Genomic DNA, 24,439 nt, shown 5'->3' with positions numbered 1-24,439 from the left:
GGCACCAGCCCTTTTTTCATCGCTCCAGAGCCCGTTTTTCCTTTTGACCTCGAAATATTTCCCATGAACGAGTTGGACACCCTGGTCGAAACCGCACGTGCCGCCTTTGCCGAGGCGAAGGCGCCTGCCGAACTCGAGAACGCCAAGGCTCAGTTTCTCGGCAAGTCGGGTCGCATCACCGAACTGATGAAGGGCATGGCTGCCCTGAGCGTCGACGAGAAGAAGACCCGCGGCGCGGCCATCAACGTTGCCAAGCAGACCATCGAGGCGGCCCTCTCGGAGCGTCGCCAGCAACTCGCCGATGAGGAATTGGCCGTGCAATTGCGCGCCGAAGCGCTCGACGTCAGCTTGCCCGGCCGCCGTCGTGTCTCCGGCGGTTTGCATCCGGTGAGCCGCACGATGGAGCGCATCGAGGCGATCTTCTCGAGCATGGGCTTCGACGTCGCCGACGGCCCGGAGATCGAGAGCGACTGGCACAGCTTCACCTCGCTCAACAATCCGCCCAACCATCCCGCGCGGTCGATGCAGGACACCTTCTACGTCGACATCGACGGCGAGGACGGCATCCCGTACAACCTGCGTCCGCACACCAGCCCGATGCAGGTGCGCTATGCGCATCAGCACATCAAGAAGTACGCCGCGCAGTTCGAGGCAGCGGCGGCGGACACCACCGGCACGGTCAAGGCGCCCGAGATCCGCGTCATCGCACCTGGCCGCACCTACCGGGTCGACAGCGACGCGACGCACTCGCCGATGTTCCACCAGTGCGAAGGTCTCTGGCTCGGCGAGAATGTGAGCTTCAAGGACCTGAAGGTCGTCTTCACCGACTTCTGCCGCACCTTCTTCGAGAGCGACGACCTGATCCTGCGCTTCCGCCCGAGCTTCTTCCCGTTCACGGAGCCGAGCGCCGAGATCGACATCCAGTTCCAGAGCGGCCCCTTGGCCGGTCGCTGGCTCGAAGTGGCCGGTTCGGGGCAGGTGCATCCGAACGTGGTGCGCAACATGGGCCTCGATCCGGAGCGCTACATCGGCTTCGCCTTCGGCATGGGGCCCGACCGGCTCACCATGCTGCGCTATGGCGTGAACGACTTGCGCCTCTTCTTCGATGGCGACCTCCGCTTCCTGAGCCAATTCCAGTAACAGAACGAGAACGACGAGATGCAATTCCCCGAGTCCTGGTTGCGCGAGTTCTGCAACCCGCCGCTCAGCAGTGCCGAACTGGCCGAAACGCTCACGATGGGCGGCTTCGAAGTCGAGGAGCGCCGGCCGGTGGCGCCGCCCTTCACGAAGGTCGTGGTCGGCGAGATCAAGGAAGCCGCCCAGCACCCCAACGCCGACCGCCTGCGCGTGTGCCAGGTCGATGCGGGGCAGGGCGCCTTGCTGAGCATCGTGTGCGGTGCGCCGAATGCGCGCGCCGGCATCAAGGTGCCGCTGGCGCTGGTCGGCGCCGAACTGCCTGCGGGCGAGGACGGCAAGCCGTTCTCGATCAAGCTCGGCAAGCTGCGCGGCGTCGAGAGCCAGGGCATGCTTTGCTCGGCGCGCGAACTCAAGCTGAGCGATGACCATGGCGGCCTGCTCGAACTGGCCGCCGACGCGCCGATCGGCGCCGATGTGCGCGACGTGCTGAAGCTCGACGATTCGCTGCTCACCCTCAAGCTGACGCCCAATCTGGCGCACGGTCTGAGCGTCTACGGCATCGCGCGCGAGCTCGCCGCGTTGACTGGTGCCCCGCTCAAGACGCCGGCGATCACGCCGGTGGCGGCCATCGCTTCGGACAAGCTTTCGGTCAAGGTCGAAGCGCCCGAACTGTGCGGCCGTTTTTCGGGCCGCGTCGTGCGCGGCGTCGACACGAAGGTCGCCACGCCGGCGTGGATGGTCGACCGCCTGGCCCGCTGCGGCCAGCGCAGTGTCTCGCCGCTGGTGGACATCTCGAACTACGTGATGTTCGAGTACGGCCAGCCGTCGCACATCTTCGATCGCGACAAGATCCACGGCGGCCTCGTCGTGCGCTGGGGCAAGCCCGGCGAGCAGCTCAAGCTGCTCAATGGCAATACCGTGACCGTCGATGAAAAGGTCGGCGTCATTGCCGACGACCGCGAGGTCGAATCGCTTGCCGGCATCATGGGCGGTGACGCGACAGCCGTGTCCGACGACACCCGCAACATCTACATCGAGGCCGCTTTCTGGTGGCCGGAGAGCGTGCAAGGCCGCTCGCGGCGATTCAACTTCTCCACCGACGCGGGCCATCGCTTCGAGCGCGGCGTCGACCCGAGCCGTACCGTGGCGATCATCGAGCGCATCTCGCAACTGGTGGTCGAGATCTGCGGCGGCGAAGCGGGTGCTATCGACGACCAGATCCTGCGCCTGCCGCAAGCCAAGCCCGTCACCCTGCGCGTGGCGCGTGCAGCACGCGTGATCGGCATGCCGCTCTCGCAGACCCAGTGCGCCGATGCACTGCGCCGCCTCGCGCTGCCGGTCGAGGAGGGCAAGGGCACGCTGGTCGTGACTCCGCCGCCGCACCGTTTCGATCTGGTGATCGAGGAAGACCTGATCGAGGAAGTGGCCCGCCTCGTGGGCTACAACAACCTGCCGACGACGCCGCCGCTGGCGCCGATCACGGCGCGCGTTCGGCCCGAAGCGCGGCGCAGCCGCTCGGCGGTCCGGTACGGTCTTGCCGCGCTGGGCTATCAGGAGACGATCAACTTCAGCTTCGTCGAAGCGCATTGGGAGCACGATCTCGCCGGCAACGCCAACCCGATCAAGCTGCTGAACCCGATCGCGAGCCAGATGAGCGTGATGCGCTCTTCGCTGATCGGTTCCTTGCTGCACGTCCTCAAGTTCAACGTCGATCGCAAGGCCGCGCGTGCCCGCGTGTTCGAAATCGGCCGGGTTTTCCTGCGCGACGACACGGTGGCGACGACCGACAGCACCGTCCAGGGCATTCACCAACCGATGCGCGTCGCAGGCCTGGCCTGGGGCGATGCCGAAGAAGCCCGATGGGAAGGCAAGGGGCGCCGCACCGACTTCCTCGACATCAAGGGCGACGTCGAGGCGCTCTTGGCGCCGCGCGTGGCGACGTTCGAGCCGGTGGAGCATCCCGCCTTGCACCCGGGCCGCTCGGCCCGTGTGCTGCTGGACGGTCACCCGATCGGCGTCGTCGGGGAACTGCATCCGCGCTGGCGGCAGAAGTGGGACTTCGCCCATGCACCCGTCCTCTTCGAGCTCGATCTCGACGCAGTCGTCCAGCGACAGGTGCCTGCTGCACGGCCCGTTGCCAAGCACCAGGCGGTGGAGCGCGACGTCGCCTTCGTCGTCGCCGAATCGATCACGCACGATGCGCTGATGGGCGCGATCCGTGAAGCGGCCGACAGCAGCCTGTTGCGCGAGCTCACGCTGTTCGACATCTATCGTCCTGCGGTTGCCCGCGATGGCAGCGCCGTCGCCTCCGGCGGTCTGGCGCCGGGCGAAAAGAGCATGGCCGTGCGGCTCAGCTTCAACAGCGAAGCGGCGACGCTCACCGACGAGCAGGTCGAGGCGGCGGTGCATGCGATCGTTGCTCAACTCGGCGCCAAGCTCGGCGCGCGTCTGCGGGTATGAACGCCATGGAATTCACGCTCGAGGCCCTCGAAACGCCGGCGCTGACCAAGGCGCACCTGGCCGATCTGCTGTTCGAGCAGATCGGCCTGAACAAGCGCGAGTCCAAGGACATGGTCGAGGCTTTCTTCGACCTGATCGCCAGCAGCCTGATCGAGGGCACGGACGTGAAGATCTCGGGCTTCGGCAACTTCCAGATTCGCGTGAAGGCGCCTCGTCCGGGGCGCAATCCGCGCACCGGTGAAGCCATTCCGATCGGCGAGCGCCGCGTGGCGACCTTCCACGCGAGCGCCAAGCTCAAGGAACAAATCCACGGAAGCATCGCCGAGGATGCGCCGCAAGAGGTCGAATGGAGCCTCGGCGCGGAGTAGGTTTCTTGTTTTGCCGCTCCGAGGTGGAGTAACCTCTAAGGTTTCGCTCGCACCGTATTGATTTCAATGGAGAAAGCCCTCCCGCCGATACCCGTCAAACGCTACTTCACGATCGGTGAGGTCGGGGAGTTGTGCGGCGTCAAGCCGCACGTGCTGCGCTATTGGGAGCAGGAGTTCACGCAACTGCGCCCCATGAAGCGGCGCGGCAACCGGCGCTACTACCAGCATCACGAAGTGCTGATGATCAGGCGCATCCGCGATCTGCTGTACGACCAGGGCTTCACCATCAGCGGTGCGCGGAACAAGCTGCAGGAAATGGTCCAGTCGGAGCGCGAGCGCCGCAAGTCCGGCAACGAAGTGCCGCTCGAAGGAATGGAGGCGGTCGAGATCGATCAGGAGGAGTTCGACGCAGCCGTTCAGGACGACAAGGCTGCGCCGCAGCCGCCGGTTCGCACCGTGGACCTGTCGCAGTTGCTCAACCTTCGGCGCGAACTGAATGAAATTCGTGAGCTGCTGACGCCGAGTCACTGAATTCACACGGCTATAATCCAAGCTTCGGTGTGTGGCGCAGCCTGGTAGCGCACTTGCATGGGGTGCAAGGGGTCGAAGGTTCGAATCCTTTCACACCGACCAAAATCGCCAGATGGATCAACGGCTTACGCTCACAAGGCGTAGGCCGTTTTTCTTTGGTTTTGCTCTGCCGTATTGGGTCTTGGGCTGATTCATTGCGACCAGCCGCTTAGCCCGGTTGACTTGGCCAGAACCTTCAGCCACTAGCCCCACGCCGGAAGGTTCCGCAAGGCACCGTTGGGTCGATCAAGGATGTCGACGCCGGTGATGTCTCGTCCCCCCGGCAAGAGCTGAACATCGCAAATGACTTCCCATGCGTGGCTTTCGGTGCGCCGCGCAAGGCAGACCTCCTCACCGGAGGCTATGAGATTGACGCACTCCCCGATGCTGATGCGCCTTGCCGCGCCAAGCTCGAACTCTGTCGAACCGAACTCCTTGTCCACGACCGGATGAACGGCCACGAGATCGATCTTGTCGCCCTCGTAGTGAATGGCAGTGATTGCATGCTGGGCCATACGCGACCTCCATTCGAGTAGAGATGGTAGCGCTTGCACTGGCAGGCGGTCTGCCGGAGCTTCAGACAGCCCGCGTTGTCCCGCAGCGCGCGCTCGTGACCCCGCCACGCCTGCACGCCCGACACTATGTCGTCTGGCCGGCGATGAACTCGCACCCCAAATCCAGCCTCAGCGGTGGAACTTTCCCGGCCAACCTGGCGAGGATGTGTTCGGCTGCGCGTTGCCCGATGCTATGGCGTGGCGACTTGATGGTCGTCAGCCGAAGTGGCACGGCTTCGCCTATTTCCAGTCCGTTGAATCCTGCGAGCGCCAGGCGACCCGGCACCTCGATGCCTGCGACCAGACAATGCATCAGCCCACCGACAGCCATGTCGTCGTTCGAGAAGTAGACGGCATCCAAGTCCGGGTGAGCAGCGATCAGTTGCGCCAATCCGGACCGACCCAGCAGCAGCGACGAGGGCTGTTGGGCGGTGAAGCGGGCCTTCAGTTCCAGGCCGTTTTCTGCCAGTGCTTGTTCAAAGCCCTCTTTCCGTTTGGCGGCGCGCAGGTCGCGACTCAGATCGCCGCCCACATAGCCGATCCGACGGCGCCCCATGTCGGCAAGAAACCGGCCCATGTCGCGGCCTGCTTGCATATTCGAGAACCCAACCGCCATGTCAATTGGCTCTCCGTCGGTGTCCATCACTTCGACAACCGGACTGCGAACCTCGCGCAATATCTGCAGGGCACGGGGCGTGTGTTCGAGGCCGGCAAGAATCCAGCCGGACGGCCGCCACGCCTGCATCGCGGCAATGATCCGTTCTTCCTTCTCGAGGTCGTAGTCCGAAACACCGATGACGGCCTGGTAGCCAGCGGCGTCGAGGCACTCGTTGGCGCCTCGAAGTACCTCTGGAAAAACGATGTTGCTGAGTGATGGGACGATCACTGCAATCAATCGCGTCCTTGCCGTGGTGAGTGCGCCAGCCAAGCGATTTGGCACGTAGCCGAGGGCGGTCACTGCGGCTTGGACCTTGGCCCGGGTTTGTTCGGAGACGTTGACGTGGTTTTGCAGTACGCGAGACACCGTCATGCCGCTGACGCCGGCCAGGCGTGCCACATCCTCCAGGGTAATGGAGGTCGCCGGTTCGGATTGCACTTTCATTGTTCGCCTGCTTGCTTTTCGCTCTACGCAAAGCATAGCGGCCGCTTCGAACCGTTCACGTTCGGCGCCAACGCCTAGCTCCGGGGTTTGTACCTATTTGTTTGCGCAAACATTCGAACAAAATCAGATTGTTTGCGCAAACAAGTGTTGTGGTTGCGCAAACATTTCGGTGAGACACAACGCAACCAGGAGACCTTATGACCACATTGACCGCAGCCTCCGGTGAGGGGGCTGCCCTCGTCGCCGAGACTGACCGAACCTACGCAAAGGTGTTTTGGCGCATCGTGCCGTTGCTGATGCTCTGCTACGTGGTTGCGTACCTCGATCGCGTCAATGTGGGCTTCGCGAAACTGCAGATGTCGCAGGACCTGGGCTTCAGCGAGACCGTCTTTGGTCTGGGCGCGGGTCTTTTCTTCATTGGCTACTTTCTGTTTGAAGTACCAAGCAACGTCCTCCTGCACCGTGTAGGCGCGCGGGTCTGGATCGCCCGAATCATGGTCACGTGGGGGCTGTTGTCGGCCGCCTTCGCCTGGGTGCAGACGCCAACCACCTTCTACGTGATGCGCTTTCTGCTCGGGATCGCCGAAGCGGGTTTCTATCCTGGCGTGATCCTCTACCTGACGTACTGGTACCCCGCGCACCGCCGCGCAAAGATCATTGCGCTGTTCATGTCGGCGATTCCCGTGGCGGGCATCTTCGGCAACCCGCTCTCCGGCTGGGTCATGGACATCTTTCATGGTGCTAGCGGTTTCCGCGGCTGGCAGTGGATGTTCATCATCGAAGCCCTGCCTGCGCTGGTGATGGGATTGGTCGTCTTGGCTTGCCTCGACAACGGCATTCGCAGTGCGAAGTGGCTCGACGAGCGCGAGAAGCAGCTGCTTGAGCGCGAGATCGCCTCCGATCAAAAGGGAACCGAAAGCAAGCACTCCATCGGCGCCATCTTCGGCGACCGGCGCGTTTGGCTGATGTGCCTGATCTACTTCTGCTTCGTGATGGGCCAGTACGGACTGACGTTCTGGATGCCGACGCTGATCAAAGCCACTGGCGTCACCGGCAATCTCAACATCGGACTCTTCAGCGCGATTCCCTTTGGCTGCGCAATCGTGGCGATGAATCTGATCGGCCGAAGCGCCGATGCCCGCCGCGAGCGCCGCTGGCACCTGGTCGTGCCGGCCTTGTTCGGTGCGCTCGGCTTCGTCATCGCCGCTTCATTCGTGCACAACACCGTCGTCTCCGTCGCGGCGCTCTCGCTGGCTGCTGCGGGCGTGCTGACCTGTGCACCGCTCTTTTGGTCGCTGCCGACTTCATTCCTTTCCGGTGCGGCCGCTGCCGTAGGCATTGCTGCGATCAATTCGGTGGGCAATCTGGCCGGCTTTGTGAGTCCCTATCTGATCGGCTTCCTGAAGGACGCAACGCAGAGCACTCAGAGCGGCATGTATGTGCTGGCCGGCATGTTGGTGGCAGGCGCCATTGCGGTGCTGAGGACGCCGGCCAAATTGGTCAATCGTTGAGGAGAGAGAACATGAGCAATATCGGAGTCATCGGTCTTGGCGCCATGGGCTCGGGCATGGCGAAGTCGCTGCGGCGTGCAGGGCATACCGTCCATGTGTGCGATGCACGGCCGGGTGCAGCCGAGGCATTCGCCCGGGAAGGCGGTGTCGTGTGTGCCTCCCCCGCCGAGGTGGGCCGGGCCTGCGCGGTGGTGGTGTCGGTGGTCGTCAATGCGCAGCAGACGGAGACCGTGCTGTTTGGCGCCGAAGGCGCTGCCACGGCGATGGCCGCCGGCAGCCTGTTCGTGATGTGCTCCACGGTGGACCCCAACGTTTCGATTGCCTTTGAAGGCCGACTCGAAGCCCTCGGTCTGCACTATCTGGATGCGCCGATCTCCGGCGGCGCCGCCAAGGCGGCCTCCGGTGAAATGACGATGATGACGTCCGGAAAGCCCGCTGCCTACGCCTGCTGCGAGGGCTTGCTGGAAGCGATGGCCGCCAAGGTCTACCGGCTGGGCGACACGGCGGGCAACGGCAGCAAGGTCAAGATCATCAACCAGTTGCTGGCCGGTGTGCACATCGCCGCGGCGGCCGAAGCCATGGCTCTTGGCCTTCGCGAAGGCGTGAATGCCGCGGCCCTGTACGAGGTCATCACGAACAGCGCAGGCAACAGCTGGATGTTCGAGAACCGCATGGCCCACGTGCTGAAGGCCGACTACACGCCGCTGTCGGCGGTCGACATCTTCGTCAAGGACCTCGGGCTGGTGCTCGACACCGCGCGCGCCAGCAAATTTCCGCTACCGCTCGCGAGCACTGCGCACCAGATGTTCATGCAGGCGTCGACCGCCGGCTATGCGAAGGAAGACGACGCTGCGGTCATCAAGATCTTCCCCGGCATCGAACTCCCGAAGGCCGACCAATGAGCGCCGTGCAACCTCTGCTCGGCTGCATCGCCGACGATTTCACCGGTGCCACCGACCTGGCCAACAACCTGGTGCGCGCCGGCATGCGCACTGTACAGATCATCGGCGTGCCTGAGGACGAAGCGGCAGCGGTCGATGCCGATGCGATCGTGGTCGCACTCAAGTCGCGCACCATCGCCCCGGCCGACGCGGTGGCGCAATCGCTGACCGCGCTGCGTTGGCTGCAGGCTCAGGGGGTGCAGCAGGTCTACTTCAAGTACTGCTCGACCTTCGACTCCACGCCGGAGGGCAACATCGGTCCCGTCACCGACGCGCTGCTCGACGCGCTTTCCGATCTGCCGCAGGGCGGGTTCACCATTGCCTGCCCGGCGTTTCCGGAGAACCAGCGCACGGTCTTCAAGGGCCATCTGTTCGTCGGTGACCAGTTGCTCAGCGACAGCGGCATGCGCAGCCATCCGCTGACGCCGATGACGGATGCCAACCTCGTGCGCGTGCTTCAAATGCAGACGAAGCACAAGGTCGGCCTGGTGGCCTATGACGTGGTCGCACAGGGTGCGCGCGCCATTCGCGAGCGCTTCGCGGTGCTACAGGCCGAAGGGGTCCGCATCGCGGTCGTCGATGCGGTTTCGAACGCGGACCTGATGCACATCGGCGCGGCGCTGCAAGGCATGCCGCTGGTGACCGCCGGTTCCGGCGTGGCGATCGGCCTGTCGCAGAACTGGCCCGCCATCGAGCCAGGTGGGGCAGGCGCAAGAGCCGGCAAGCTGCCACCGGCAACGGGTCTTCGTGCGGTTGTGTCGGGGAGCTGCTCGCAGGCGACGAACGCGCAGGTGCTGCACTTCAAGCGCAGTGGACGGCCGAGCTTTGCTGTCGACCCGATGGCGATTGCGGCCGGCGACGACGTGGTCGGCGAGGCTTTGGCCTGGGCCGCCCAGCATGTGTCCGATGGGCCGGTGCTGGTGTATGCCACCGCCGAATCGGCGGCGGTCAAGGATGTGCAGGCGCAACTTGGGGTCGCCCGGGCCGGCGAGATGGTCGAACAGGCGCTGTCCTGCATCGCGCTCGGGCTGGTCGAGCGCGGCGTGCGGCAACTGGTTGTGGCCGGCGGCGAGACTTCGGGCGCAGCGGTGCGCGAACTCGACGTCCGCCAAATGAGCATCGGCCCGCAGATCGACCCGGGCGTGCCGTGGACGGCCGTGCAGTCGCCGGCTTGTGCCGGCGAGACGCTGCACGTGGCGCTGAAGTCCGGCAACTTCGGAAGCACGGATTTCTTCACGAAGGCCTTCGATCGGTTGGAGGCGGCATGACCAGCGCCCTGCGCGAGGAAATCTGCCGCGTTGGCGCGTCGCTGTTCGCCCGCGGATACGTGCACGCCACGGCGGGCAACATCAGTGTGCGCACCGACAGCGGCTTCCTGATCACGCCGACAGACGCCTGCCTCGGCGGCCTCGACCCGGCGCGATTGGCGCAGGTGAACCGCGAAGGCGTGCAGACAGGCGGCGACCGTGCATCCAAGACGCTGGCGCTGCATCGCCGCATCTATGCGGCCGATCCCGAGGCGCGCTGCGTGATCCACACCCACTCGACCCATCTGGTTGCATTGACGCTCGCGGGCGTCGGCAATGCGGATGACATCGTCCCGCCCATCACGCCGTACTTCGTGATGAAGGTCGGCCACGTCCCGCTGATTCCCTACCACCGGCCGGGCGACCCGGCGATGGGTGACGAGGTGGCGCGGCGCATCGAACACATGCGCACGGTGGGCTCGCCGATCCGCGCCGTGATGATGGAGCGGCTCGGTCCCAACGTGTGGCACTCCGATCCGGCGCAGGCCAGCGCGGTGCTCGAGGAACTCGAGGAGACGGCGCGGCTTTGGCTGATGACTCGCCCCACCCCTCTGACAGCGGCGCAGATCGATGAATTGCGCAGCGATTTCGGCGCGAAGTGGTGACTGCGCGCGAGAGCGATTCACCCCTTCCTTTCCATCCAGGAGTGCACCCGATGCCGCGTTTTGCCGCCAATCTCAGCATGCTCTATCCGGAGCTGGCTTTTCTCGACCGCTTCCAGGCAGCCGCACAGGACGGCTTTACAGCCGTTGAGTATCTGTTTCCCTATGCCTTCGAGGCTGAAGCTCTGGCTTCGCAACTGGCCGACCACGGATTGCAGCAGGTCCTGTTCAATGCCCCGCCAGGTGACTGGGACGCCGGCGAGCGCGGTACCGCCTGCTTGCCGGGGCGCGAGGCGGAATTCCGCGGCGGATTTGCCAAGGCGCTCGAGTATGCGCAGGTGCTGGCATGCCCTCGCGTGCATGTGATGGCCGGGCTTGCGCCTGAAGGCGTGGAGCGCGCGCGACTCCAGGCGGCCTACGAGGCCAACCTGGCATGGGCCGCCGAGCTGGCCGCGAGCGCCGGCCGCGACGTGCTGATCGAGCCGATCAACCGGCGCGACATTCCTGGCTTCTTCCTGAACCGGCAGGACGAAGCCCACCGCGTCGTGCAAGCGGTTGGTGCGCGCAACCTCAAGGTACAGATGGATCTGTACCACTGCCAGATCGTCGAAGGTGACGTCGCGATGAAGCTGCGCCAGTATCTGCCGACCGGCCGGGTCGGCCATCTGCAGATCGCGGGCGTGCCCGAACGCCACGAACCTGACCTGGGCGAACTGAACTACGACTACCTGTTCGATGTGATCGACGCGCTCGGGTTCGACGGATGGGTCGGGTGTGAGTACAGACCCAAGGAAGGCACGTCGGCTGGCTTGCGGTGGCGAACCCGCGGCGGGCACCGGGCGCTCAGATGACGCTCAGCTCGGCTTCCGCTTCCACGCGGAAGTCGACCGCCCTGAGCCAGACGGCGGACAGTGGCGCCGCATGATGGCGTTCCAACGCCTTGGCCTCGATCCGGTCGAAGTGGGCCTGGCAGGCGGCAGCAAGGTTCGCATCGTCACGGCGTGCGCCGAAGATCCGGTGCAGCGCATCGTCGGAGATACGGGCGATGATGCGCGGTCCATCGAAGCCATCCGGGTAAATCGCGAATCTGACAGTCTGCGTATCGCGGCAATGGATCGCTTCGCTGAACATGGTGATCTCCTTTTTCTCAAGCTTTTGGATTTCACGCTTTCATGAAGCAAGATGGACGCGGCATACTTCGTCAACCGCAGACAGATGCCGCCTACAGGAGGTGCTCGTCCATGAACGACCCCTTCGACTTGCAACGCTTCGTCGATGCCCAGGCCGACGTGATCGACACGGCGATGGATGAGTTGCGCGCCGGCAAGAAGCGCAGCCATTGGATGTGGTTCGTCTTTCCGCAACTGGCGGGCCTGGGCCGCAGCGCAATGGCTCAGCACTACGCCATCTCGTCGCTCGAGGAATCGCGTGCGTATCTCGAGCATCCCGTGCTGGGCGCGCGTCTCAGGGCGTGCAGCGAGATCGTGCTGGCCCTCAAGGACCGCACCGTCGGGGACGTTTTCGGAGCGCCGGACGACCAGAAGTTCTGGTCGTCGATGACGCTGTTCTCGATCACGGCCGATTCCTCGACCCCCGTGTTCAGCTCATGCTTGCAGAAGTACTTCGGCGGTAGCTCGGACCGCGGCACGCTGCTGCTTCTGCAGGGTGCCACGCCTTAGTTAGGGCCTGTTCACGCTATTTCCGGGGCGACCCCGGAAATAGTGTGAACAGGCTAGTGCAGGTCGCCGCTGAGGTACGGCTCGGGGTCCACCGCCACGCCCTGCTTGCGGATCTCGAAATGGAGCTTCACGCGGTCGGCGCCGCTGTTGCCGATCTCGGCGATCTTCTGGCCTTGCCGCACCACCTCGTTTTCCTTGACGAGGATCGTCTGTGCGTGCGCGTAGGCGGTGAGATAGGTGTCGTTGTGCTTGACGATGACCATGTTGCCGTAGCCGCGCAGTTCGCCCCCCACATAGACCACGCGGCCGTCGGCCGATGCGACGATGGGGTCGCCCATGTTGCCCGCGATGTCGATGCCCTTGTTGCCCGTGCCGTCGAACTTCGAGATCGTCCGGCCGGGCGCGGGGCGCAGGAAGGTCGCTGTCTTCGCGGGTGGCGCGGGACGAGCCGCGGCGGGTGGCAGGGGGTAGAAGCCGGGTGCGGGCCCCTGGTTCTGGTTCAGGGGCGTCGACTTGCAGGCGACCAGCATGACGGCCGTCGCCATGACGGCAGCGGTGCGAAAAAAGTGGTTGTGTACTTTCATGGCGGCTCTTTCGAACGCGATGGACGCCAGGGGGTTCCCGGCCTCACGACAGAAGGCCATTTTTAGCACGGCGCCGGCAGCACCGGTGCCACGAGTCCTGGCAGCATCGGCTGGCGCGCGTTTTCTCTGTTTCTACTTGACGGGGATCGGCGCCCCGCGATCGATGGGCACCGCGGTGACGCTGTTTTTCGGGGAACCGTCGACGAGGAAATCGGAATAGGTCAGGTAGACCAGCGTGTTGCGCTTCGCGTCGACCATTCGCACCACGCGAAGCCGCTTGAAGAGGATCGACTGGCGTTCGCTGAAGACCTCTTCGCGCTTGGGCAGCGGTTGCGCGATGCTGACCGGGCCCACCTGCCGGCAGGCGATCGACGCCTCGGCCTTGTCCTCGGCCAGCCCGAGCGCGCCCGAGACGCCGCCTGTCTTCGCGCGCGAAACGTAGCAGGTCACGCCGCTCACCTTCGGGTCGTCGTAGGCATCGACCACGATCTTGTGGTCGGGTCCGATGAGCTTGAAGGCGGTGTCGACGTCGCCGACCTGCTCGGCGCGGGCCCATATCGAGATCGCCGACAGGCCGAAGACGGCAGCGCGGTGCGCGAAACGGTTCATACGATGTCCAGCGTGTGGACGCGATCGAAGCTGCCGCGCCGCCGGTCCTCGAAGTAGCGCTCCAGCGCCGCCTTGACGGTGCGGAACGCGATCTCGTCCCAGGGGATTTCCTCTTCGGTGAAGAGCCGGGCCTCGAGCGTCTCGTGGCCCGGGTCGAAGCGGTCGCTCAAGAGGCGCGCGCGGTAGAACAGATGGACTTGGCCGACCCGCACCACGCTCATCACCGCGAAGAGGCCTTCCATCTCGTATTCGGCGCCGGCTTCCTCGTCGGTCTCGCGCGCCGCGCCCTGTTCGGTTGTCTCGTTGAGCTCCATGAAGCCGGCGGGCAGCGTCCACTTGCCCCAGCGTGGTTCGATGTTGCGCTTGCACAGCAGCACGCGATCGCCCAGCACGGGGATCGTGCCCACCACGTTCAGCGGGTTCTCGTAGTGGATCGTGTTGCACGCCGGGCAGATCGCGCGCTCCTTCGTGTCTCCGTCATCGGGGACACGGTAGACCACCGCGGTGCCACAGTTCTTGCAGTGCTTGATGGGAACGCGCAGGAACATGGATCAGTCCGCTCGCCGGGCCGCCCCAAGGGCGGACTGCGCCCCCTCGGGGGGCAGCGAACACACGAAGTGAGAAGCTTGGGGGCTCATGAACTTGTTCAGACCACCTTGACCGTCAGTGCCGGCAGGCCGGTGATCTCGCCGACCAGCGTGTCGCCGGCGACCACCGCGGCCACGCCTTCGGGGGTGCCCGTGAAGATCAGGTCGCCCGGCTGCAGTTCCCACGCGGCCGACAGGTGCTCGATGGTTTCGGCGATGTTCCAGATCAGCTTGCTCACGTTGCTGCGCTGGCGGTCGGCGCCGGCGACCTGGAGGGAGATCTCGGCCTTCTCGACGTCGCCCGCCTTGGCGACCGGCACGATCGGGCCGATGGGCGCGCTCTGTTCGAAGCTCTTGCCGATGTCCCAGGGACGGCCCTGCTTCTTCATGTCGTTCTGCAGGTCGCGGCGCGTCATGTCGAGGCCGACCGCGTAGCCGAAGATGTGCTTGTGCGCGTCCGCCGCCTTGATGTTCTTGCCGCCGGTGCCGATGGCCGCGACGAGCTCGATCTCATGGTGCAGGTTCTTGGTGAGGGTCGGGTAGGCCATGGTGCCGGTGGCGCCGGCATCGACCACCACCACCGCGTCGGCGGGCTTCATGAAGAAGAAGGGCGGTTCGCGGCCGGTGAAGCCCATTTCCTTGGCGTGCTCCTCGTAGTTGCGGCCGACGCAATAGATGCGATGCACCGGAAACCGGGCGGCTTGCCCGACGACGGGGATCGAGACCACGGGATGCGGGGTGAATACGTACTCGGAGGCCATGGAAATACAGTCCTTTTCAGCGCTTTCTTGCGAAAACGGCAGTGTGCCAGACGGCAGCGCGGGCCGCCCTCCGGCCTTGCCCTGCCTGCCTTGCTGGCCGCTGTCATGGCGCAGCGATATGCTTGCCGCATGATGAAGCTGCACAACTACTTCCGCTCCTCGGCCTCGTTCCGGGTGCGCATCGCCCTCCATCTCAAGGGCCTCGACTTCGAATACATCCCGGTGCACATCGCCCGCGGCGACCACAAGACCGGCCCGTTCTCCGCGATTTCGCCCGACATGCTCGTGCCGCTGCTCGATGACGACGGCGAGCGCCTCACCCAGTCGATGGCGATCATCGAGTACCTCGACGAGGTCTATCCCGAGCCGGCGCTGCTGCCGCACGATCCGGTGGGCCGCGCGAAGGTGCGGGCGCTGTCGCAGTCGATCGCCTGCGAGATCCATCCGCTGAACAACCTCCGCGTGCTGAAGTACCTCGTGCGCGAGCTCAAGCTCGACGACGACGCCAAGAACGCCTGGTATCGCCACTGGGTGCGCGAAGGTTTGCTGGCGTTCGAGCGCCAGCTGGCGCTGCTGCCCGCGGGCACCTACTGCTACGGCAGCACGCCCACCATGGCGGACTGCTGCCTCGTGCCGCAGATCTTCAATGGACAGCGCTTCGACTGCGACTTCAGCGGCCTGCCACGCACCATGGCGGCGTTCGAAGCCTGCATGCAGCTCGAGGCCTTCCAGCGCGCGCAACCCTCGCAGTGTCCCGACGCCGAAGCGTGACCCCCCTCGACTGGATCACCCCCGACTGGCCGGCGCCGTCCGGCGTGCACGCGGTGTGCACCACGCGCGCCGGCGGCGTCTCGAGGGGCAGCTACCAGGGCTTGAATCTCGGCGACCATGTCGGCGACGATCCGATCGCGGTGCGCTCGAACCGTCAGGCGCTCGCAGACGCGATCGGTGCGCGGCCGGTGTTCCTCCAGCAGGTGCACGCGGCCGAGGTGGCCGTGTTGGGCCGCGACGCAACCGATGGCATGGCCGCCGACGGCTGCACCACGGTCGAGAGCGGCGTCGCCTGCACGATCATGGTGGCCGACTGCCTGCCGGTGCTGTTCACCGATGAAGCCGGCCGTCGCGTGGCCGCGGCGCATGCGGGCTGGCGCGGTCTGGCCGCTGGTGTGCTCGAGGGCACGCTCGATGCCTTCAGGGAAGACGGCGATGCGACGCGCGTGATCGCATGGCTTGGCCCGTGCATCGGCCCTGATGCGTTCGAAGTCGGCGATGAAGTTCGCGTTGCGTTCGAAGCCATCTCACCCGAAGCGAGACAGTGCTTCGAGCCTGCAGGAGCGCAAGGGAAGTGGATGGCCGATCTCGCGGGCCTCGCACGTCTGCGTCTCTGCGCAGCGGGCGTCACGCGGCTGTACGGCAACGACAGCACGGATTCGTGGTGTACGGTGCACAACCCGTTACGATTTTTCTCGCACCGGCGCGACCGCATCAGCGGACGTTTCGCCGCCTGCGTCTGGCGCGACTGAGGCTGTGGCATGTGCACGAATGGCTGCATCGCGCTCGGCGGCTTCGCGTTCTCTCAGCGCGCGCCGGCGTGCCGGCGTGCCCATCAGGTAGAGCACCAGGGCGACCGGAATCAGGCCGTAGAGCAGAAACGTGAAGACCGCGCCCAGAACCGTGCCGTTGGTGTTGGTGGCCTCCGCGACCGCCATCATCACGGCAACATACAGCCAGGCAATCACGACGAGGTGCATAGGTGATATTTTCAGCAAGGTATCGAACGCCGCGCTGGTGGGGGCTGCTTGAATGCAGCATACTCAAATCCCGTTCGGAAGAGGTGAGGAAGCAGGAGACACCATGAAACAAGAACACGCCGCGGCAAGCGACACCTTCGCGCCGTTCCAACAGGCGCTTTCGCAGGGATGGAGCCAGGCACTCGAAGCATTCCAGTCGCTCGGCGCACACGGCAACGGACAAGGCCCTCGCTGGGAGCTCCCCAGGATTTCGCTGGACCCTGAAAGGCTCCAGGAACTGCAGCAGCAGTACCTGAGCGAAGCCGCCGAACTCTGGCAGCAGGACGTTGCGGCCCGCACCAGTGGCGACAAGCGTTTCGCCGGCGAAGCCTGGAGCCACAACCCCCTCTCGTCCTTCGCCGCTGCGGTCTACCTGCTCAATGCGCGGACCCTGATGAGCATGGCCGAGGCCGTCGATGCCGACGACAAGACCCGCGCGCGCGTGCGCTTCGCCGTCGAGCAATGGATGGCGGCTTCATCGCCGAGCAACTATCTCGCCTTCAATGCCGAGGCCCAGAAGAAGGCGATCGACACGCAGGGCGAAAGCATCGCCAAGGGCATCCAGAACCTGCTGCACGACGTGCAGCAGGGCCACATGAGCATGACCGACGAGAGCGCCTTCGAAGTGGGCCGCAACGTCGGCTCGACCGAAGGCGCGGTGGTCTTCGAGAACGAGCTGTTCCAGCTGCTCGAATACAAGCCGCTGACGCCCAAGGTCTACGAGCGGCCGCTGCTGCTGGTGCCGCCGTGCATCAACAAGTTCTACATCCTCGACCTGCAGCCGGCCAACTCGCTCATTCGGTATGCGGTGGAGCAGGGGCACCGCGTCTTCGTGGTGAGCTGGCGCAATCCGGATTCGTCGATGGCCCAGTACACCTGGGACCAGTACATCGAGGACGCCGCGATCAAGGCGATCCAGGTCACGCAGGCCATCACCGGGCAGGACAAGGCCGGCGGCAAGATCGACGCGCTCGGCTTCTGCGTCGGCGGCACGATCCTGAGCACCGCGCTGGCCGTGCTCGCTGCGCGCGGCGAGCAGCCGGCGTCGTCGGTCACGCTGCTGACGACCCTGCTCGACTTCACCGACACCGGCGTGCTCGACATCTTCATCGACGAAGCCTTCGTGCAGTTCCGCGAGATGCAGATGGGCAACGGCGGGCTGTTGAAGGGCGGCGAGCTCGCGTCCACCTTCAGCTTCCTGCGCCCCAACGACCTGGTGTGGAACTACGTGGTCGGCAACTACCTGAAGGGCGAGGTGCCGCCGCCCTTCGATCTGCTCTACTGGAACAGCGACGCGACCAACCTGCCGGGGCCGATGTACTGCTGGTACCTGCGCAACACCTACCACGAGAACAAGCTCGCCCAGCCCGGCGTGCTGACCGTGTGCGGCGAGACGGTGGACCTCGGCAGGATCGATGCGCCGGTCTACATCTACGGCTCGCGCGAGGACCACATCGTGCCGATCGGCGGCGCCTATGCGTCGACGCAGATCCTCTCCGGCAAGAAGCGCTTCGTGATGGGCGCTTCGGGCCACATCGCCGGCGTGATCAATCCGCCCGCGAGCAAGAAGCGCAGCCACTGGATCCGCGCGGACGGCAAGCTGCCGAAAACGCAGGCCGAGTGGCTGAGCGGTGCCACCGAGCATCCCGGCAGCTGGTGGACCGACTGGTCCGACTGGCTCAAGACGCACTCGGGCAAGCAGACCGCGGCCCCGAAGTCCTACGGCAAGGGGAGCGCCTACAAGGCGAGCGAACCCGCGCCGGGCCGATACGTCAAGGCAAAAGCCTGATCTTTTTTCTTTTCCCCCGCTGGGGCTGTTTTTTTAAGCACTGGAGAGCACCATGGAAGACATCGTCATCGTTTCGGCTGCACGCACCGCCGTCGGCAAGTTTGGCGGATCGCTGGCCGGCATCCCGGCGACCGAGCTCGGCGCCACCGTCATCAAGGAGGTGCTCGCACGCGCCAAGGTGGCGCCCGACCAGGTCGGCGAAGTCATCATGGGCCAGGTGCTGGCCGCCGGTAGCGGCCAGAACCCGGCACGCCAGGCGCTGATCAAGAGCGGCATCGTCAAGGAAACGCCCGCGCTCACCATCAATGCGGTGTGCGGCTCGGGCCTCAAGGCCGTGATGCTCGCCGCGCAGGCGGTGGCGACCGGCGACAGCGAGATCGTCGTGGCCGGCGGCCAGGAGAGCATGAGCCTGGCGCCGCACGTGCTGCCCAACTCGCGCAACGGCCAGCGCATGGGCGACTGGAAGCTGCAGGACACGATGATCATCGATGGCCTGTGGGACGTGTACAACCAGTACCACATGGGCATCACGGCCGAGAACGTCGCCAAGAAGTACGACATCAGCCGCGCCGCGCAGGACGAGCTCGCACTGGGCAGCCAGACCAAGGCGGCGGCCGCGCAGGATGCCGGCAAGTTCAAGGACGAGATCGTCGCGGTCAACATTCCGCAGAAGAAGGGTGATCCGGTCGTCTTCGACAAGGACGAGTTCATCAACCGCAAGACCAACGCCGAAGGCCTCGCGGCCCTGCGTCCCGCGTTCGACAAGGCGGGTGGGGTGACGGCCGGCAATGCCTCGGGCCTGAACGACGGCGCCGCCGCGGTGCTGGTGATGACCGCCAAGAAGGCCGCCGCGCTCGGCCTCAAGCCGCTCGGCCGCATCGCGAGCTATGCGAGCACCGGCCTCGATCCGGCCTTCATGGGCATGGGCCCGGTGCCGGCATCGCAGAAGGCGCTGCAGCGCGCCGGCTGGAAGCCGCAGGACCTCGACCTGCTGGAGATCAACGAAGCCTTCGCGGCACAGGCCTGCGCGGTGAACCGCGAAATGGGCTGGGATGTGAACAAGGTCAACGTCAACGGTGGCGCCATCGCCATCGGCCACCCGATCGGCGCGTCCGGTTGCCGCATCCTGGTCACGCTGCTGCATGAGATGCAGCGCCAGAATGCCAAGAAGGGCATCGCCTCGCTGTGCATCGGCGGCGGCATGGGCGTGGCTCTCACCATCGAGCGCTGAGCGCCGCAGCGCCAATCGAAAGCCGCGCCCCATCCGGGCGCGGCTTTTTTCTTTCCGGAACGACATTCACGACAAGGAGACAAGAAGGATGAGCGACAACGACAGCACCCTGTTCCAGCAGATCCGCGACGAGCTCTTAGTCGCCGCCGTGGGCGACGTGCTCGACACGATGGGCTATCACCATCAGTTCCTCCCGGCGGGCATCGCGCCGCTTCAGAAGTCGATGCGCATCGTCGGGCGCGCGATGCCGGTGCTCGAGGCCGATGTGATCAACGACGGACGGAAGTCGGCGGGCCCGCTGTCGGGCAAGCCCTTCGGCCTGATGCTGGAGGCGCTCGACGATCTCCGGCCCGGCGAGATCTACATCGCCACCGGTGCCTCGCTGCGCTATGCGCTCTGGGGCGGGCTGATGTCCACGCGCGCGCAGCACCTGAAGGCGGCGGGCGCCATCCTCGACGGCTACGTGCGCGACGCCAACGAGATCGAGCACCTGGGCTTCACCGTCTTCTGCCGCGGCACCTATGCGCAGGACCAGGGCGTGCGCGGCCAGGTGATCGACTACCGCTGCAGCATCGAGATCGAGGGCGTGCGCATCGCGCCGGGCGACCTGCTCTTCGGCGACCGCGAGGGCGTGCTGGTCATCCCGCGCGCGGTCGAGGCCGAGGCGGTGCAGAAGGCGCTCGAGAAGGCCCGCACCGAGAACAAGGTCGCCGACGCCATCCGCAACGGCATGAGCGCGTGCGAGGCGCTCGCGACCTTCGGCGTGATGTAGAACGATCCCGCGGGCTTAGGGAAAACAGAAGCCCGTCTTCCGAATTCGCAGATTGCGCGCCCGCCGGCCGGCAGCCACGATGCCATTCCGAGAGTTATCAAGGAGGCATGAATGAAACGCAAATCGGCATTTTTCGAGGCGCTCGCGTGGGCAGCACTGGCGTGCGGCCTGACCGGCCCGCAGGCATCCACGGCGGCAGAGGGCCCATGGCCCGACAAGCCCGTCACGCTGGTCGTGCCCTATTCGGCCGGCGGCCCCACCGACGTGGTGGCGCGCCTGCTCGCGGTCCCGATGGGCAAGTCGCTCGGCCAGACGGTGCTGGTCGAGAACACGGTCGGCGCCGGCGGCACCATCGCGCCGGCGCGCGTCGCCAGGGCGGCGCCCAACGGCTACACGATCCTCATCCACCACATGGGCATGGCGACCGCGCCGGCGCTGTACAAGAAGCTGCCCTACGACCCGCTCAAGGACTTCGAGTACATCGGGCAGGTGATCGACGTGCCGATGACGCTGCTCTCGCGCAAGGACTTCCCGGCCAACGACTTCCGGGAACTGCTGAGCTACGTGAAGGCGAACAAGGACAAGGTCTCGCTCGCCAATGCCGGCGTCGGCGCGGTGTCGCAACTGTGCGGGCTGCTGTTCACGAGCCAGATCGGCGTGGACCTCACGAGCGTGCCGTACAAGGGTGCCGGCCCCGCGCTCAATGACCTGATGGGCGGGCAGGTCGATCTGCTCTGCGACCAGACCACGCAGACCGCGCCGGTGATCAGGGACGGCAACCGCGTGAAGGTCTTCGGCGTGACCACGCCCAGGCGCCTGCCGAACCTGCCCGGCATCCCCACGCTCGACGAACAGGGCCTGAAGGGCTTCGACGTGCGCGTGTGGCACGGCGTCTATGCGCCCAGGGGCACGCCGAAACCGGTGCTCGACAAGCTCAACGTCGCGCTGCGCGCCGCGTTGCAGGACGACATGGTCAAGCGGCGCATCGCGGACCTGAGCTCCGAGATCGTGCCGATGGACAAGGTCACGCCCGAGGCCTTGCGCACGCACCTCGTGTCCGAGGTCGAGAAGTGGGGCAAGGTGATCCGCGCAGCCGGGATTCAAGGTGAGTAGAAAGCTCACCCCCAGCCTCGCGGCTCCGCGGTGTTTCCCGGCTAAGCCGTCAACTCGATGAAAACGGGCTGGTGGTCGGAGGCCTGGGTCTGCAGATCGACTTCGATGCGGCGCACGTGCGGTGCCAGCGAATCGCTGACGAACACGAAATCGCAGGCCATCGGGACGGGACCGTAGGTGCGGTCGAACAGGCGGAAGGTCGGGTCGTGCGGCCGGCCCGGATGGGCGAGCGGCCATGCATCCTGAAGGCGCTTGTCGGGCGCCCCGCCCGCCGGCGGCGCCGGATCGCGGAAGGGGCGCTGGATCTCGTCGTAGCCCGCATCGGTTGCCGGCATGTTGAAGTCGCCGCAGAGGATGGCTTGCGCGGCGTGCAGCTTGGCCTGGAAGGGCGTTCCGATCGTGTCCGGCACCGGCGGCGCGGCGGCCAGGGCGCAGGCCTCGACATGCAGTTCGCGCAGCGCCCTGGCCTGCGCGAGACGCTGCGATGCCGAGTAGTACTCGAGGTGCGTGGTCATTACCCGCAGCGCGCCCAGGTCGGGACAGCTCAGCGTCACGGTCGTGCACATGCGCGGCATGCTGGTCGCCTTCGGGTCGGGCGGCCAGGGCAGCGGGTGATGCTGCACGCGCGCGACCGGCAGGCGGCTCGCGATCAGATTGCCGAATTGCTGGTGCTTGCCGTTGGCATCGAACTCATCCACCGCCGAGCCGAAGAAGATCTGAAAGCCCGGCAGCAAGGACTTCACCTCCGCAGGCTGGTCGCCGGGTCGTCCCGGCATGCCGCCGAATCCGCAGGCGATCTCCTGCAGGCAGAGCACGTCGAAGTCGGCCATGGCTCGCGCGCCCTCGATGATGCGCTTCACGCTCACGACCCCGTCGAGGCCGCAGCACCATTGGGTGTTCCAAGTGACGAGTTTCATGGGGCGCCTCACTACCGTTGATGGGACCGTTTTATCAGCTTGGCTTGGCCCCGGCGCGTCATCCTGCTTCGCTTCGGCCGGAAGTCCTTGCGCAGTTCTTCGATCGTGGCCGCGGCGCTCGCGATGAATCGCTCGAGGGCGGGACTCATCCGTGCCGGGTTCCACACGAGCAGGGCCGGGGCGATCGCAGGTGCGCCGGTGAACGGCACGAACCGGACGTTGTCCACGTTCGACCGCGCGAGCGAGCGCGGAACCAGCGACACACCGAGCCCCTCGGCCACCATCGCGACGATGGTGAGCCACTGGCGCGCGGCGTGAACGGTCTTCGGATGCACGCCGGCGCGGCTGAAGATGGCGACGACGTTGTCGTAGTTCGCCGGTGACACCTCGCGCGAGAACATCACGAAACGTTCGTCGGCCAGCTCGTTCAGCTCGACGGCCTTCGCGCCGGCACAGCGGTGCGACGCCGGCAGGCAGAGCACGAATTCATCCTCGATGAGCGGCAGCGAGCGCAGCTGCGGCGGCACGACGAAGGCATTGAGAAAGCCCGCGTCCAGTTGCCCGTGCAGCAGGCCCTGGAGCTCTTCCGCAGTCGACATCTCGCGCAGGATCAGCTCGATGCCGTGGTCGTCGGCATTGAACCGCTGGACGATGGCCGGCACACCGCGATAGACGAGCGAGCCGGTCATGCCGACCTCCAGCCGGCCGCGGCTGCCGCTGGCGACCGCCAGCGCGATGGAAGAGGCGCGCGCCACGCGATCGAGGATCTGGCGGGCCTCCTCCAGAAAGGCCGAGCCGGCCGGCGTCAGTTCGACGTGCTTGCTGCTGCGCAGCAGCAGCTGCACGCCGAGCTCCTCCTCCAGTGCCTTGATCGCGAGGCTCAGCGGCGGCTGGGTGATGGCGAGACGATCGGCGGCGCGGCCGAAATGGAGCTCCTCGGCGAGCACCGTGAAGTAGCGCAGGAAGTGCAGCTTCATGCGGAACGATTCTAGAAATGAATCGTTCGAGCCGCAAAGTGAATTGGACGCAAATGATCGACGTCCCCAAGATGCGAGGCGTCGCGATCAGACGACGGACATTCAGGAGACAAGTCATGCAGCTTTTTCGACGGGCCTTCGCGCTGCTCGCGCTCGTGTCGGCACCACCCGCTTTCGCCCAGGCCTATCCCTCCATGCCGATCACGATGGTGGTGCCGTTCGCGGCCGGCAGCGGCACCGATGCCGTGGCACGCATCGTCGCGAAGCGCCTGGGCGAGCGGCTCAAGCAGCCGGTGCTGGTGGACAACAAGGCCGGCGCCAGCGCGCAGATCGGCGCGCAGTTCGTCGCCAAGGCCAGGCCGGACGGCTACACGCTGTTCATGACCACCAACACCTCGCATTCGGCCAACCCCGCGCTGTTCGCGAACCTCAAGTACGACCCGATCAGGGATTTCACGCCGGTCGCGCGCATCGGCGAGCTGCCTTTTGCGGTGGTGGTGGATGCGAAGTTCCCGGCCAAGAGCATGAAAGAGCTGATCGACTACGCGAAGGCCAACCCCGGCAAGCTCTCCTACGCCACGCCGAACAGCACGTCGCTGGTGGCTTCCGAGACCATCCGGCGGATCGCCGGCATCGACGTGCTCGGCGTGCCCTACAAGTCCAGCCCGCAGGCGCTGACGGACCTGATGGGCGGGCAAGTGCAGATGTACGTCGCCGATCTCGGTTCGAGCATGTCGATGATCAAGGCGGGCAGCGTCCGCGCGCTGGCGGTGACGACCCAGGGGCCCGTGAAATCGCTGCCTGGTGTTCCGCCGGTGGCGGATGCGGTCAAGGGCTTCGACCTCACCTCGTGGAACGGCGTCTTTGGGCCGGCCGGCATGCCCAGGCCGGTCGTCGAGAAGCTGGACATCGAACTGCAGCAGGTGCTGGCGGAGAAGGAAGTCCAGGCGCAGCTTGCGCAGCTCGGCTTCGAAGTCTGGCCCAGCAGCAGCCCGGACGATTTCGCGAAGTACGTGGCCGACCAGCTCGCGCACTGGACCACGCTCATCAAGCAGGCCGGCATCCGGCAGGAGTAGGC

General features: G+C 65.6%; 27 protein-coding genes and 1 tRNA gene. 18 read left to right on the top strand and 10 right to left on the bottom strand.

Annotated elements, in window-relative coordinates:
* Positions 1 to 63: 63 nt before the first annotated feature.
* The 5 genes from pheS (at position 64) to VAR608DRAFT_RS31190 (ending at position 4,598) form a co-directional block, all read left to right on the top strand.
* Positions 64 to 1,140 carry a phenylalanine--tRNA ligase subunit alpha gene (pheS, locus tag VAR608DRAFT_RS31210; RefSeq protein WP_088957597.1) on the top strand — a complete coding sequence of 359 codons (1,077 nt, stop codon included), beginning with the start codon at positions 64 to 66 and terminating at the stop codon, positions 1,138 to 1,140.
* Between the two features lie 18 nt (positions 1,141 to 1,158).
* Entirely contained in the window at positions 1,159 to 3,597 is a 2,439-nt protein-coding gene (gene pheT / locus VAR608DRAFT_RS31205) for a phenylalanine--tRNA ligase subunit beta (protein WP_088957596.1), read from the top strand.
* Complete coding sequence (locus VAR608DRAFT_RS31200; RefSeq protein WP_088957595.1) at positions 3,594 to 3,965, top strand: integration host factor subunit alpha; 372 nt, start codon at positions 3,594 to 3,596, stop codon at positions 3,963 to 3,965. Before pheT ends, VAR608DRAFT_RS31200 begins: the two co-directional genes overlap by 4 nt.
* A 66-nt stretch (positions 3,966 to 4,031) precedes the next feature.
* The gene (locus VAR608DRAFT_RS31195) at positions 4,032 to 4,496 is read left to right on the top strand and encodes a MerR family transcriptional regulator (protein ID WP_088957594.1); all 465 of its coding nucleotides are present in this window, start codon (positions 4,032 to 4,034) and stop codon (positions 4,494 to 4,496) included.
* Positions 4,497 to 4,521: 25 nt separating this feature from the next.
* A tRNA-Pro gene (locus VAR608DRAFT_RS31190) sits at positions 4,522 to 4,598 on the top strand.
* A 140-nt stretch (positions 4,599 to 4,738) separates the two neighbouring features.
* On the opposite strand, the gene VAR608DRAFT_RS31185 is transcribed toward VAR608DRAFT_RS31190, so the two are convergent.
* Both VAR608DRAFT_RS31185 and VAR608DRAFT_RS31180 read right to left on the bottom strand, forming a co-directional pair.
* Positions 4,739 to 5,050 carry a hypothetical protein gene (locus tag VAR608DRAFT_RS31185; RefSeq protein ID WP_088957593.1) on the bottom strand — a complete coding sequence of 104 codons (312 nt, stop codon included), beginning with the start codon at positions 5,048 to 5,050 and terminating at the stop codon, positions 4,739 to 4,741.
* A 124-nt stretch (positions 5,051 to 5,174) separates the two neighbouring features.
* Positions 5,175 to 6,191: a LacI family DNA-binding transcriptional regulator gene (locus VAR608DRAFT_RS31180; protein ID WP_088957592.1), complete on the bottom strand. Its 1,017-nt coding sequence runs from the start codon at positions 6,189 to 6,191 to the stop codon at positions 5,175 to 5,177.
* Between the two features lie 197 nt (positions 6,192 to 6,388).
* Here VAR608DRAFT_RS31180 and VAR608DRAFT_RS31175 point away from each other — a divergent pair, with 197 nt between their 5' ends.
* The 5 genes from VAR608DRAFT_RS31175 to otnI are packed head-to-tail and all read left to right on the top strand — an operon-like array spanning position 6,389 to position 11,403.
* On the top strand, positions 6,389 to 7,702 hold the full coding sequence (locus VAR608DRAFT_RS31175) for an MFS transporter (RefSeq protein ID WP_088957591.1): 1,314 nt from the start codon (positions 6,389 to 6,391) through the stop codon (positions 7,700 to 7,702).
* An 11-nt stretch (positions 7,703 to 7,713) separates the two neighbouring features.
* A complete protein-coding gene (ltnD, locus tag VAR608DRAFT_RS31170) occupies positions 7,714 to 8,604 on the top strand; it encodes an L-threonate dehydrogenase (RefSeq protein ID WP_088957590.1) in 891 nt (296 codons plus the stop codon).
* The gene (gene otnK / locus VAR608DRAFT_RS31165) at positions 8,601 to 9,911 is read left to right on the top strand and encodes a 3-oxo-tetronate kinase (RefSeq protein WP_172843925.1); all 1,311 of its coding nucleotides are present in this window, start codon (positions 8,601 to 8,603) and stop codon (positions 9,909 to 9,911) included. Before ltnD ends, otnK begins: the two co-directional genes overlap by 4 nt.
* Positions 9,908 to 10,555, top strand: coding sequence for a class II aldolase/adducin family protein (locus tag VAR608DRAFT_RS31160; protein WP_088957589.1), 648 nt, complete (start codon positions 9,908 to 9,910; stop codon positions 10,553 to 10,555). Before otnK ends, VAR608DRAFT_RS31160 begins: the two co-directional genes overlap by 4 nt.
* A 50-nt stretch (positions 10,556 to 10,605) precedes the next feature.
* The gene (otnI, locus tag VAR608DRAFT_RS31155; RefSeq protein WP_088957588.1) at positions 10,606 to 11,403 is read left to right on the top strand and encodes a 2-oxo-tetronate isomerase; all 798 of its coding nucleotides are present in this window, start codon (positions 10,606 to 10,608) and stop codon (positions 11,401 to 11,403) included.
* Here otnI and VAR608DRAFT_RS31150 read toward each other — a convergent pair.
* Entirely contained in the window at positions 11,396 to 11,683 is a 288-nt protein-coding gene (locus VAR608DRAFT_RS31150; protein ID WP_088957587.1) for a DUF1488 family protein, read from the bottom strand. The genes otnI and VAR608DRAFT_RS31150 overlap by 8 nt on opposite strands.
* Positions 11,684 to 11,793: 110 nt before the next feature.
* Between VAR608DRAFT_RS31150 and VAR608DRAFT_RS31145 the strand changes: the two genes are divergently transcribed.
* Positions 11,794 to 12,231 (top strand): DUF1810 domain-containing protein, encoded by a 438-nt coding sequence (locus VAR608DRAFT_RS31145; protein WP_088957586.1) that lies wholly within the window; start codon positions 11,794 to 11,796, stop codon positions 12,229 to 12,231.
* 53 nt (positions 12,232 to 12,284) lie between these two features.
* Here the strand turns inward: VAR608DRAFT_RS31145 and VAR608DRAFT_RS31140 are convergent, their stop codons facing one another.
* From VAR608DRAFT_RS31140 to VAR608DRAFT_RS31125, 4 genes are all read right to left on the bottom strand, one after another.
* On the bottom strand, positions 12,285 to 12,815 hold the full coding sequence (locus VAR608DRAFT_RS31140) for a murein hydrolase activator EnvC family protein (protein WP_231973024.1): 531 nt from the start codon (positions 12,813 to 12,815) through the stop codon (positions 12,285 to 12,287).
* A gap of 132 nt (positions 12,816 to 12,947) precedes the next feature.
* Positions 12,948 to 13,424 carry a CreA family protein gene (locus VAR608DRAFT_RS31135; protein WP_088957584.1) on the bottom strand — a complete coding sequence of 159 codons (477 nt, stop codon included), beginning with the start codon at positions 13,422 to 13,424 and terminating at the stop codon, positions 12,948 to 12,950.
* Entirely contained in the window at positions 13,421 to 13,972 is a 552-nt protein-coding gene (locus VAR608DRAFT_RS31130; protein WP_088957583.1) for an NUDIX hydrolase, read from the bottom strand. Before VAR608DRAFT_RS31130 ends, VAR608DRAFT_RS31135 begins: the two co-directional genes overlap by 4 nt.
* 98 nt (positions 13,973 to 14,070) lie before the next feature.
* Positions 14,071 to 14,772, bottom strand: coding sequence for a fumarylacetoacetate hydrolase family protein (locus VAR608DRAFT_RS31125; RefSeq protein WP_088957582.1), 702 nt, complete (start codon positions 14,770 to 14,772; stop codon positions 14,071 to 14,073).
* A gap of 132 nt (positions 14,773 to 14,904) precedes the next feature.
* Here VAR608DRAFT_RS31125 and maiA point away from each other — a divergent pair, with 132 nt between their 5' ends.
* A complete protein-coding gene (gene maiA / locus VAR608DRAFT_RS31120; protein ID WP_088959072.1) occupies positions 14,905 to 15,543 on the top strand; it encodes a maleylacetoacetate isomerase in 639 nt (212 codons plus the stop codon).
* Positions 15,540 to 16,295 (top strand): peptidoglycan editing factor PgeF, encoded by a 756-nt coding sequence (gene pgeF / locus VAR608DRAFT_RS31115; protein WP_088957581.1) that lies wholly within the window; start codon positions 15,540 to 15,542, stop codon positions 16,293 to 16,295. The genes maiA and pgeF overlap by 4 nt, the downstream gene beginning before the upstream one ends.
* On the opposite strand, the gene VAR608DRAFT_RS31110 is transcribed toward pgeF, so the two are convergent.
* Positions 16,227 to 16,523 carry a hypothetical protein gene (locus VAR608DRAFT_RS31110; RefSeq protein ID WP_088957580.1) on the bottom strand — a complete coding sequence of 99 codons (297 nt, stop codon included), beginning with the start codon at positions 16,521 to 16,523 and terminating at the stop codon, positions 16,227 to 16,229. The two genes, pgeF and VAR608DRAFT_RS31110, sit on opposite strands and share 69 nt — an antisense overlap.
* A gap of 103 nt (positions 16,524 to 16,626) precedes the next feature.
* Here VAR608DRAFT_RS31110 and phaC point away from each other — a divergent pair, with 103 nt between their 5' ends.
* The 4 genes from phaC to VAR608DRAFT_RS31090 all read left to right on the top strand — a co-directional run bounded on the left by phaC (position 16,627) and on the right by VAR608DRAFT_RS31090 (position 21,467).
* Positions 16,627 to 18,351, top strand: a complete 1,725-nt coding sequence (gene phaC, locus VAR608DRAFT_RS31105; RefSeq protein ID WP_088957579.1) for a class I poly(R)-hydroxyalkanoic acid synthase — start codon at positions 16,627 to 16,629, stop codon at positions 18,349 to 18,351.
* Between the two features lie 52 nt (positions 18,352 to 18,403).
* Complete coding sequence (locus VAR608DRAFT_RS31100; protein ID WP_088957578.1) at positions 18,404 to 19,582, top strand: acetyl-CoA C-acetyltransferase; 1,179 nt, start codon at positions 18,404 to 18,406, stop codon at positions 19,580 to 19,582.
* Positions 19,583 to 19,670: 88 nt separating this feature from the next.
* Positions 19,671 to 20,354, top strand: a complete 684-nt coding sequence (locus VAR608DRAFT_RS31095) for an RraA family protein (protein WP_088957577.1) — start codon at positions 19,671 to 19,673, stop codon at positions 20,352 to 20,354.
* Between the two features lie 111 nt (positions 20,355 to 20,465).
* Entirely contained in the window at positions 20,466 to 21,467 is a 1,002-nt protein-coding gene (locus tag VAR608DRAFT_RS31090) for a tripartite tricarboxylate transporter substrate-binding protein (RefSeq protein ID WP_088957576.1), read from the top strand.
* A 41-nt stretch (positions 21,468 to 21,508) separates the two neighbouring features.
* On the opposite strand, the gene VAR608DRAFT_RS31085 is transcribed toward VAR608DRAFT_RS31090, so the two are convergent.
* Entirely contained in the window at positions 21,509 to 22,384 is an 876-nt protein-coding gene (locus VAR608DRAFT_RS31085; protein WP_088957575.1) for an endonuclease/exonuclease/phosphatase family protein, read from the bottom strand.
* An 11-nt stretch (positions 22,385 to 22,395) separates the two neighbouring features.
* A complete protein-coding gene (locus VAR608DRAFT_RS31080) occupies positions 22,396 to 23,361 on the bottom strand; it encodes a LysR family transcriptional regulator (protein WP_088957574.1) in 966 nt (321 codons plus the stop codon).
* A 116-nt stretch (positions 23,362 to 23,477) separates the two neighbouring features.
* On the opposite strand from VAR608DRAFT_RS31080, the gene VAR608DRAFT_RS31075 reads away from it, so the two are divergent.
* Positions 23,478 to 24,437, top strand: a complete 960-nt coding sequence (locus VAR608DRAFT_RS31075) for a Bug family tripartite tricarboxylate transporter substrate binding protein (RefSeq protein ID WP_231973023.1) — start codon at positions 23,478 to 23,480, stop codon at positions 24,435 to 24,437.
* Positions 24,438 to 24,439 lie beyond the last annotated feature (2 nt).

Source organism: Variovorax sp. HW608 (genome assembly GCF_900090195.1).
Lineage (GTDB): Bacteria > Pseudomonadota > Gammaproteobacteria > Burkholderiales > Burkholderiaceae_C > Variovorax.
This window is presented reverse-complemented; position numbering and strand designations above follow the sequence as displayed.

Coding starts and splice junctions, on each gene's coding strand:
- pheS (WP_088957597.1), top strand. CDS start 64: ATGAACGAGTTGGACACCCTGGTCGAAACCGCACGTGCCGCCTTTGCC.
- VAR608DRAFT_RS31195 (WP_088957594.1), top strand. CDS start 4,032: ATGGAGAAAGCCCTCCCGCCGATACCCGTCAAACGCTACTTCACGATC.
- otnK (WP_172843925.1), top strand. CDS start 8,601: ATGAGCGCCGTGCAACCTCTGCTCGGCTGCATCGCCGACGATTTCACC.
- VAR608DRAFT_RS31095 (WP_088957577.1), top strand. CDS start 19,671: ATGAGCGACAACGACAGCACCCTGTTCCAGCAGATCCGCGACGAGCTC.
- VAR608DRAFT_RS31075 (WP_231973023.1), top strand. CDS start 23,478: ATGCAGCTTTTTCGACGGGCCTTCGCGCTGCTCGCGCTCGTGTCGGCA.
- VAR608DRAFT_RS31150 (WP_088957587.1), bottom strand. CDS start 11,683: ATGTTCAGCGAAGCGATCCATTGCCGCGATACGCAGACTGTCAGATTC.
- VAR608DRAFT_RS31175 (WP_088957591.1), top strand. CDS start 6,389: ATGACCACATTGACCGCAGCCTCCGGTGAGGGGGCTGCCCTCGTCGCC.
- VAR608DRAFT_RS31110 (WP_088957580.1), bottom strand. CDS start 16,523: ATGCACCTCGTCGTGATTGCCTGGCTGTATGTTGCCGTGATGATGGCG.
- VAR608DRAFT_RS31080 (WP_088957574.1), bottom strand. CDS start 23,361: ATGAAGCTGCACTTCCTGCGCTACTTCACGGTGCTCGCCGAGGAGCTC.
- VAR608DRAFT_RS31145 (WP_088957586.1), top strand. CDS start 11,794: ATGAACGACCCCTTCGACTTGCAACGCTTCGTCGATGCCCAGGCCGAC.
- VAR608DRAFT_RS31200 (WP_088957595.1), top strand. CDS start 3,594: ATGAACGCCATGGAATTCACGCTCGAGGCCCTCGAAACGCCGGCGCTG.
- VAR608DRAFT_RS31130 (WP_088957583.1), bottom strand. CDS start 13,972: ATGTTCCTGCGCGTTCCCATCAAGCACTGCAAGAACTGTGGCACCGCG.
- VAR608DRAFT_RS31160 (WP_088957589.1), top strand. CDS start 9,908: ATGACCAGCGCCCTGCGCGAGGAAATCTGCCGCGTTGGCGCGTCGCTG.
- phaC (WP_088957579.1), top strand. CDS start 16,627: ATGAAACAAGAACACGCCGCGGCAAGCGACACCTTCGCGCCGTTCCAA.
- maiA (WP_088959072.1), top strand. CDS start 14,905: ATGAAGCTGCACAACTACTTCCGCTCCTCGGCCTCGTTCCGGGTGCGC.
- otnI (WP_088957588.1), top strand. CDS start 10,606: ATGCCGCGTTTTGCCGCCAATCTCAGCATGCTCTATCCGGAGCTGGCT.
- VAR608DRAFT_RS31085 (WP_088957575.1), bottom strand. CDS start 22,384: ATGAAACTCGTCACTTGGAACACCCAATGGTGCTGCGGCCTCGACGGG.
- VAR608DRAFT_RS31090 (WP_088957576.1), top strand. CDS start 20,466: ATGAAACGCAAATCGGCATTTTTCGAGGCGCTCGCGTGGGCAGCACTG.
- VAR608DRAFT_RS31140 (WP_231973024.1), bottom strand. CDS start 12,815: ATGAAAGTACACAACCACTTTTTTCGCACCGCTGCCGTCATGGCGACG.
- VAR608DRAFT_RS31125 (WP_088957582.1), bottom strand. CDS start 14,772: ATGGCCTCCGAGTACGTATTCACCCCGCATCCCGTGGTCTCGATCCCC.
- VAR608DRAFT_RS31135 (WP_088957584.1), bottom strand. CDS start 13,424: ATGAACCGTTTCGCGCACCGCGCTGCCGTCTTCGGCCTGTCGGCGATC.
- pheT (WP_088957596.1), top strand. CDS start 1,159: ATGCAATTCCCCGAGTCCTGGTTGCGCGAGTTCTGCAACCCGCCGCTC.
- VAR608DRAFT_RS31100 (WP_088957578.1), top strand. CDS start 18,404: ATGGAAGACATCGTCATCGTTTCGGCTGCACGCACCGCCGTCGGCAAG.
- ltnD (WP_088957590.1), top strand. CDS start 7,714: ATGAGCAATATCGGAGTCATCGGTCTTGGCGCCATGGGCTCGGGCATG.
- VAR608DRAFT_RS31185 (WP_088957593.1), bottom strand. CDS start 5,050: ATGGCCCAGCATGCAATCACTGCCATTCACTACGAGGGCGACAAGATC.
- VAR608DRAFT_RS31180 (WP_088957592.1), bottom strand. CDS start 6,191: ATGAAAGTGCAATCCGAACCGGCGACCTCCATTACCCTGGAGGATGTG.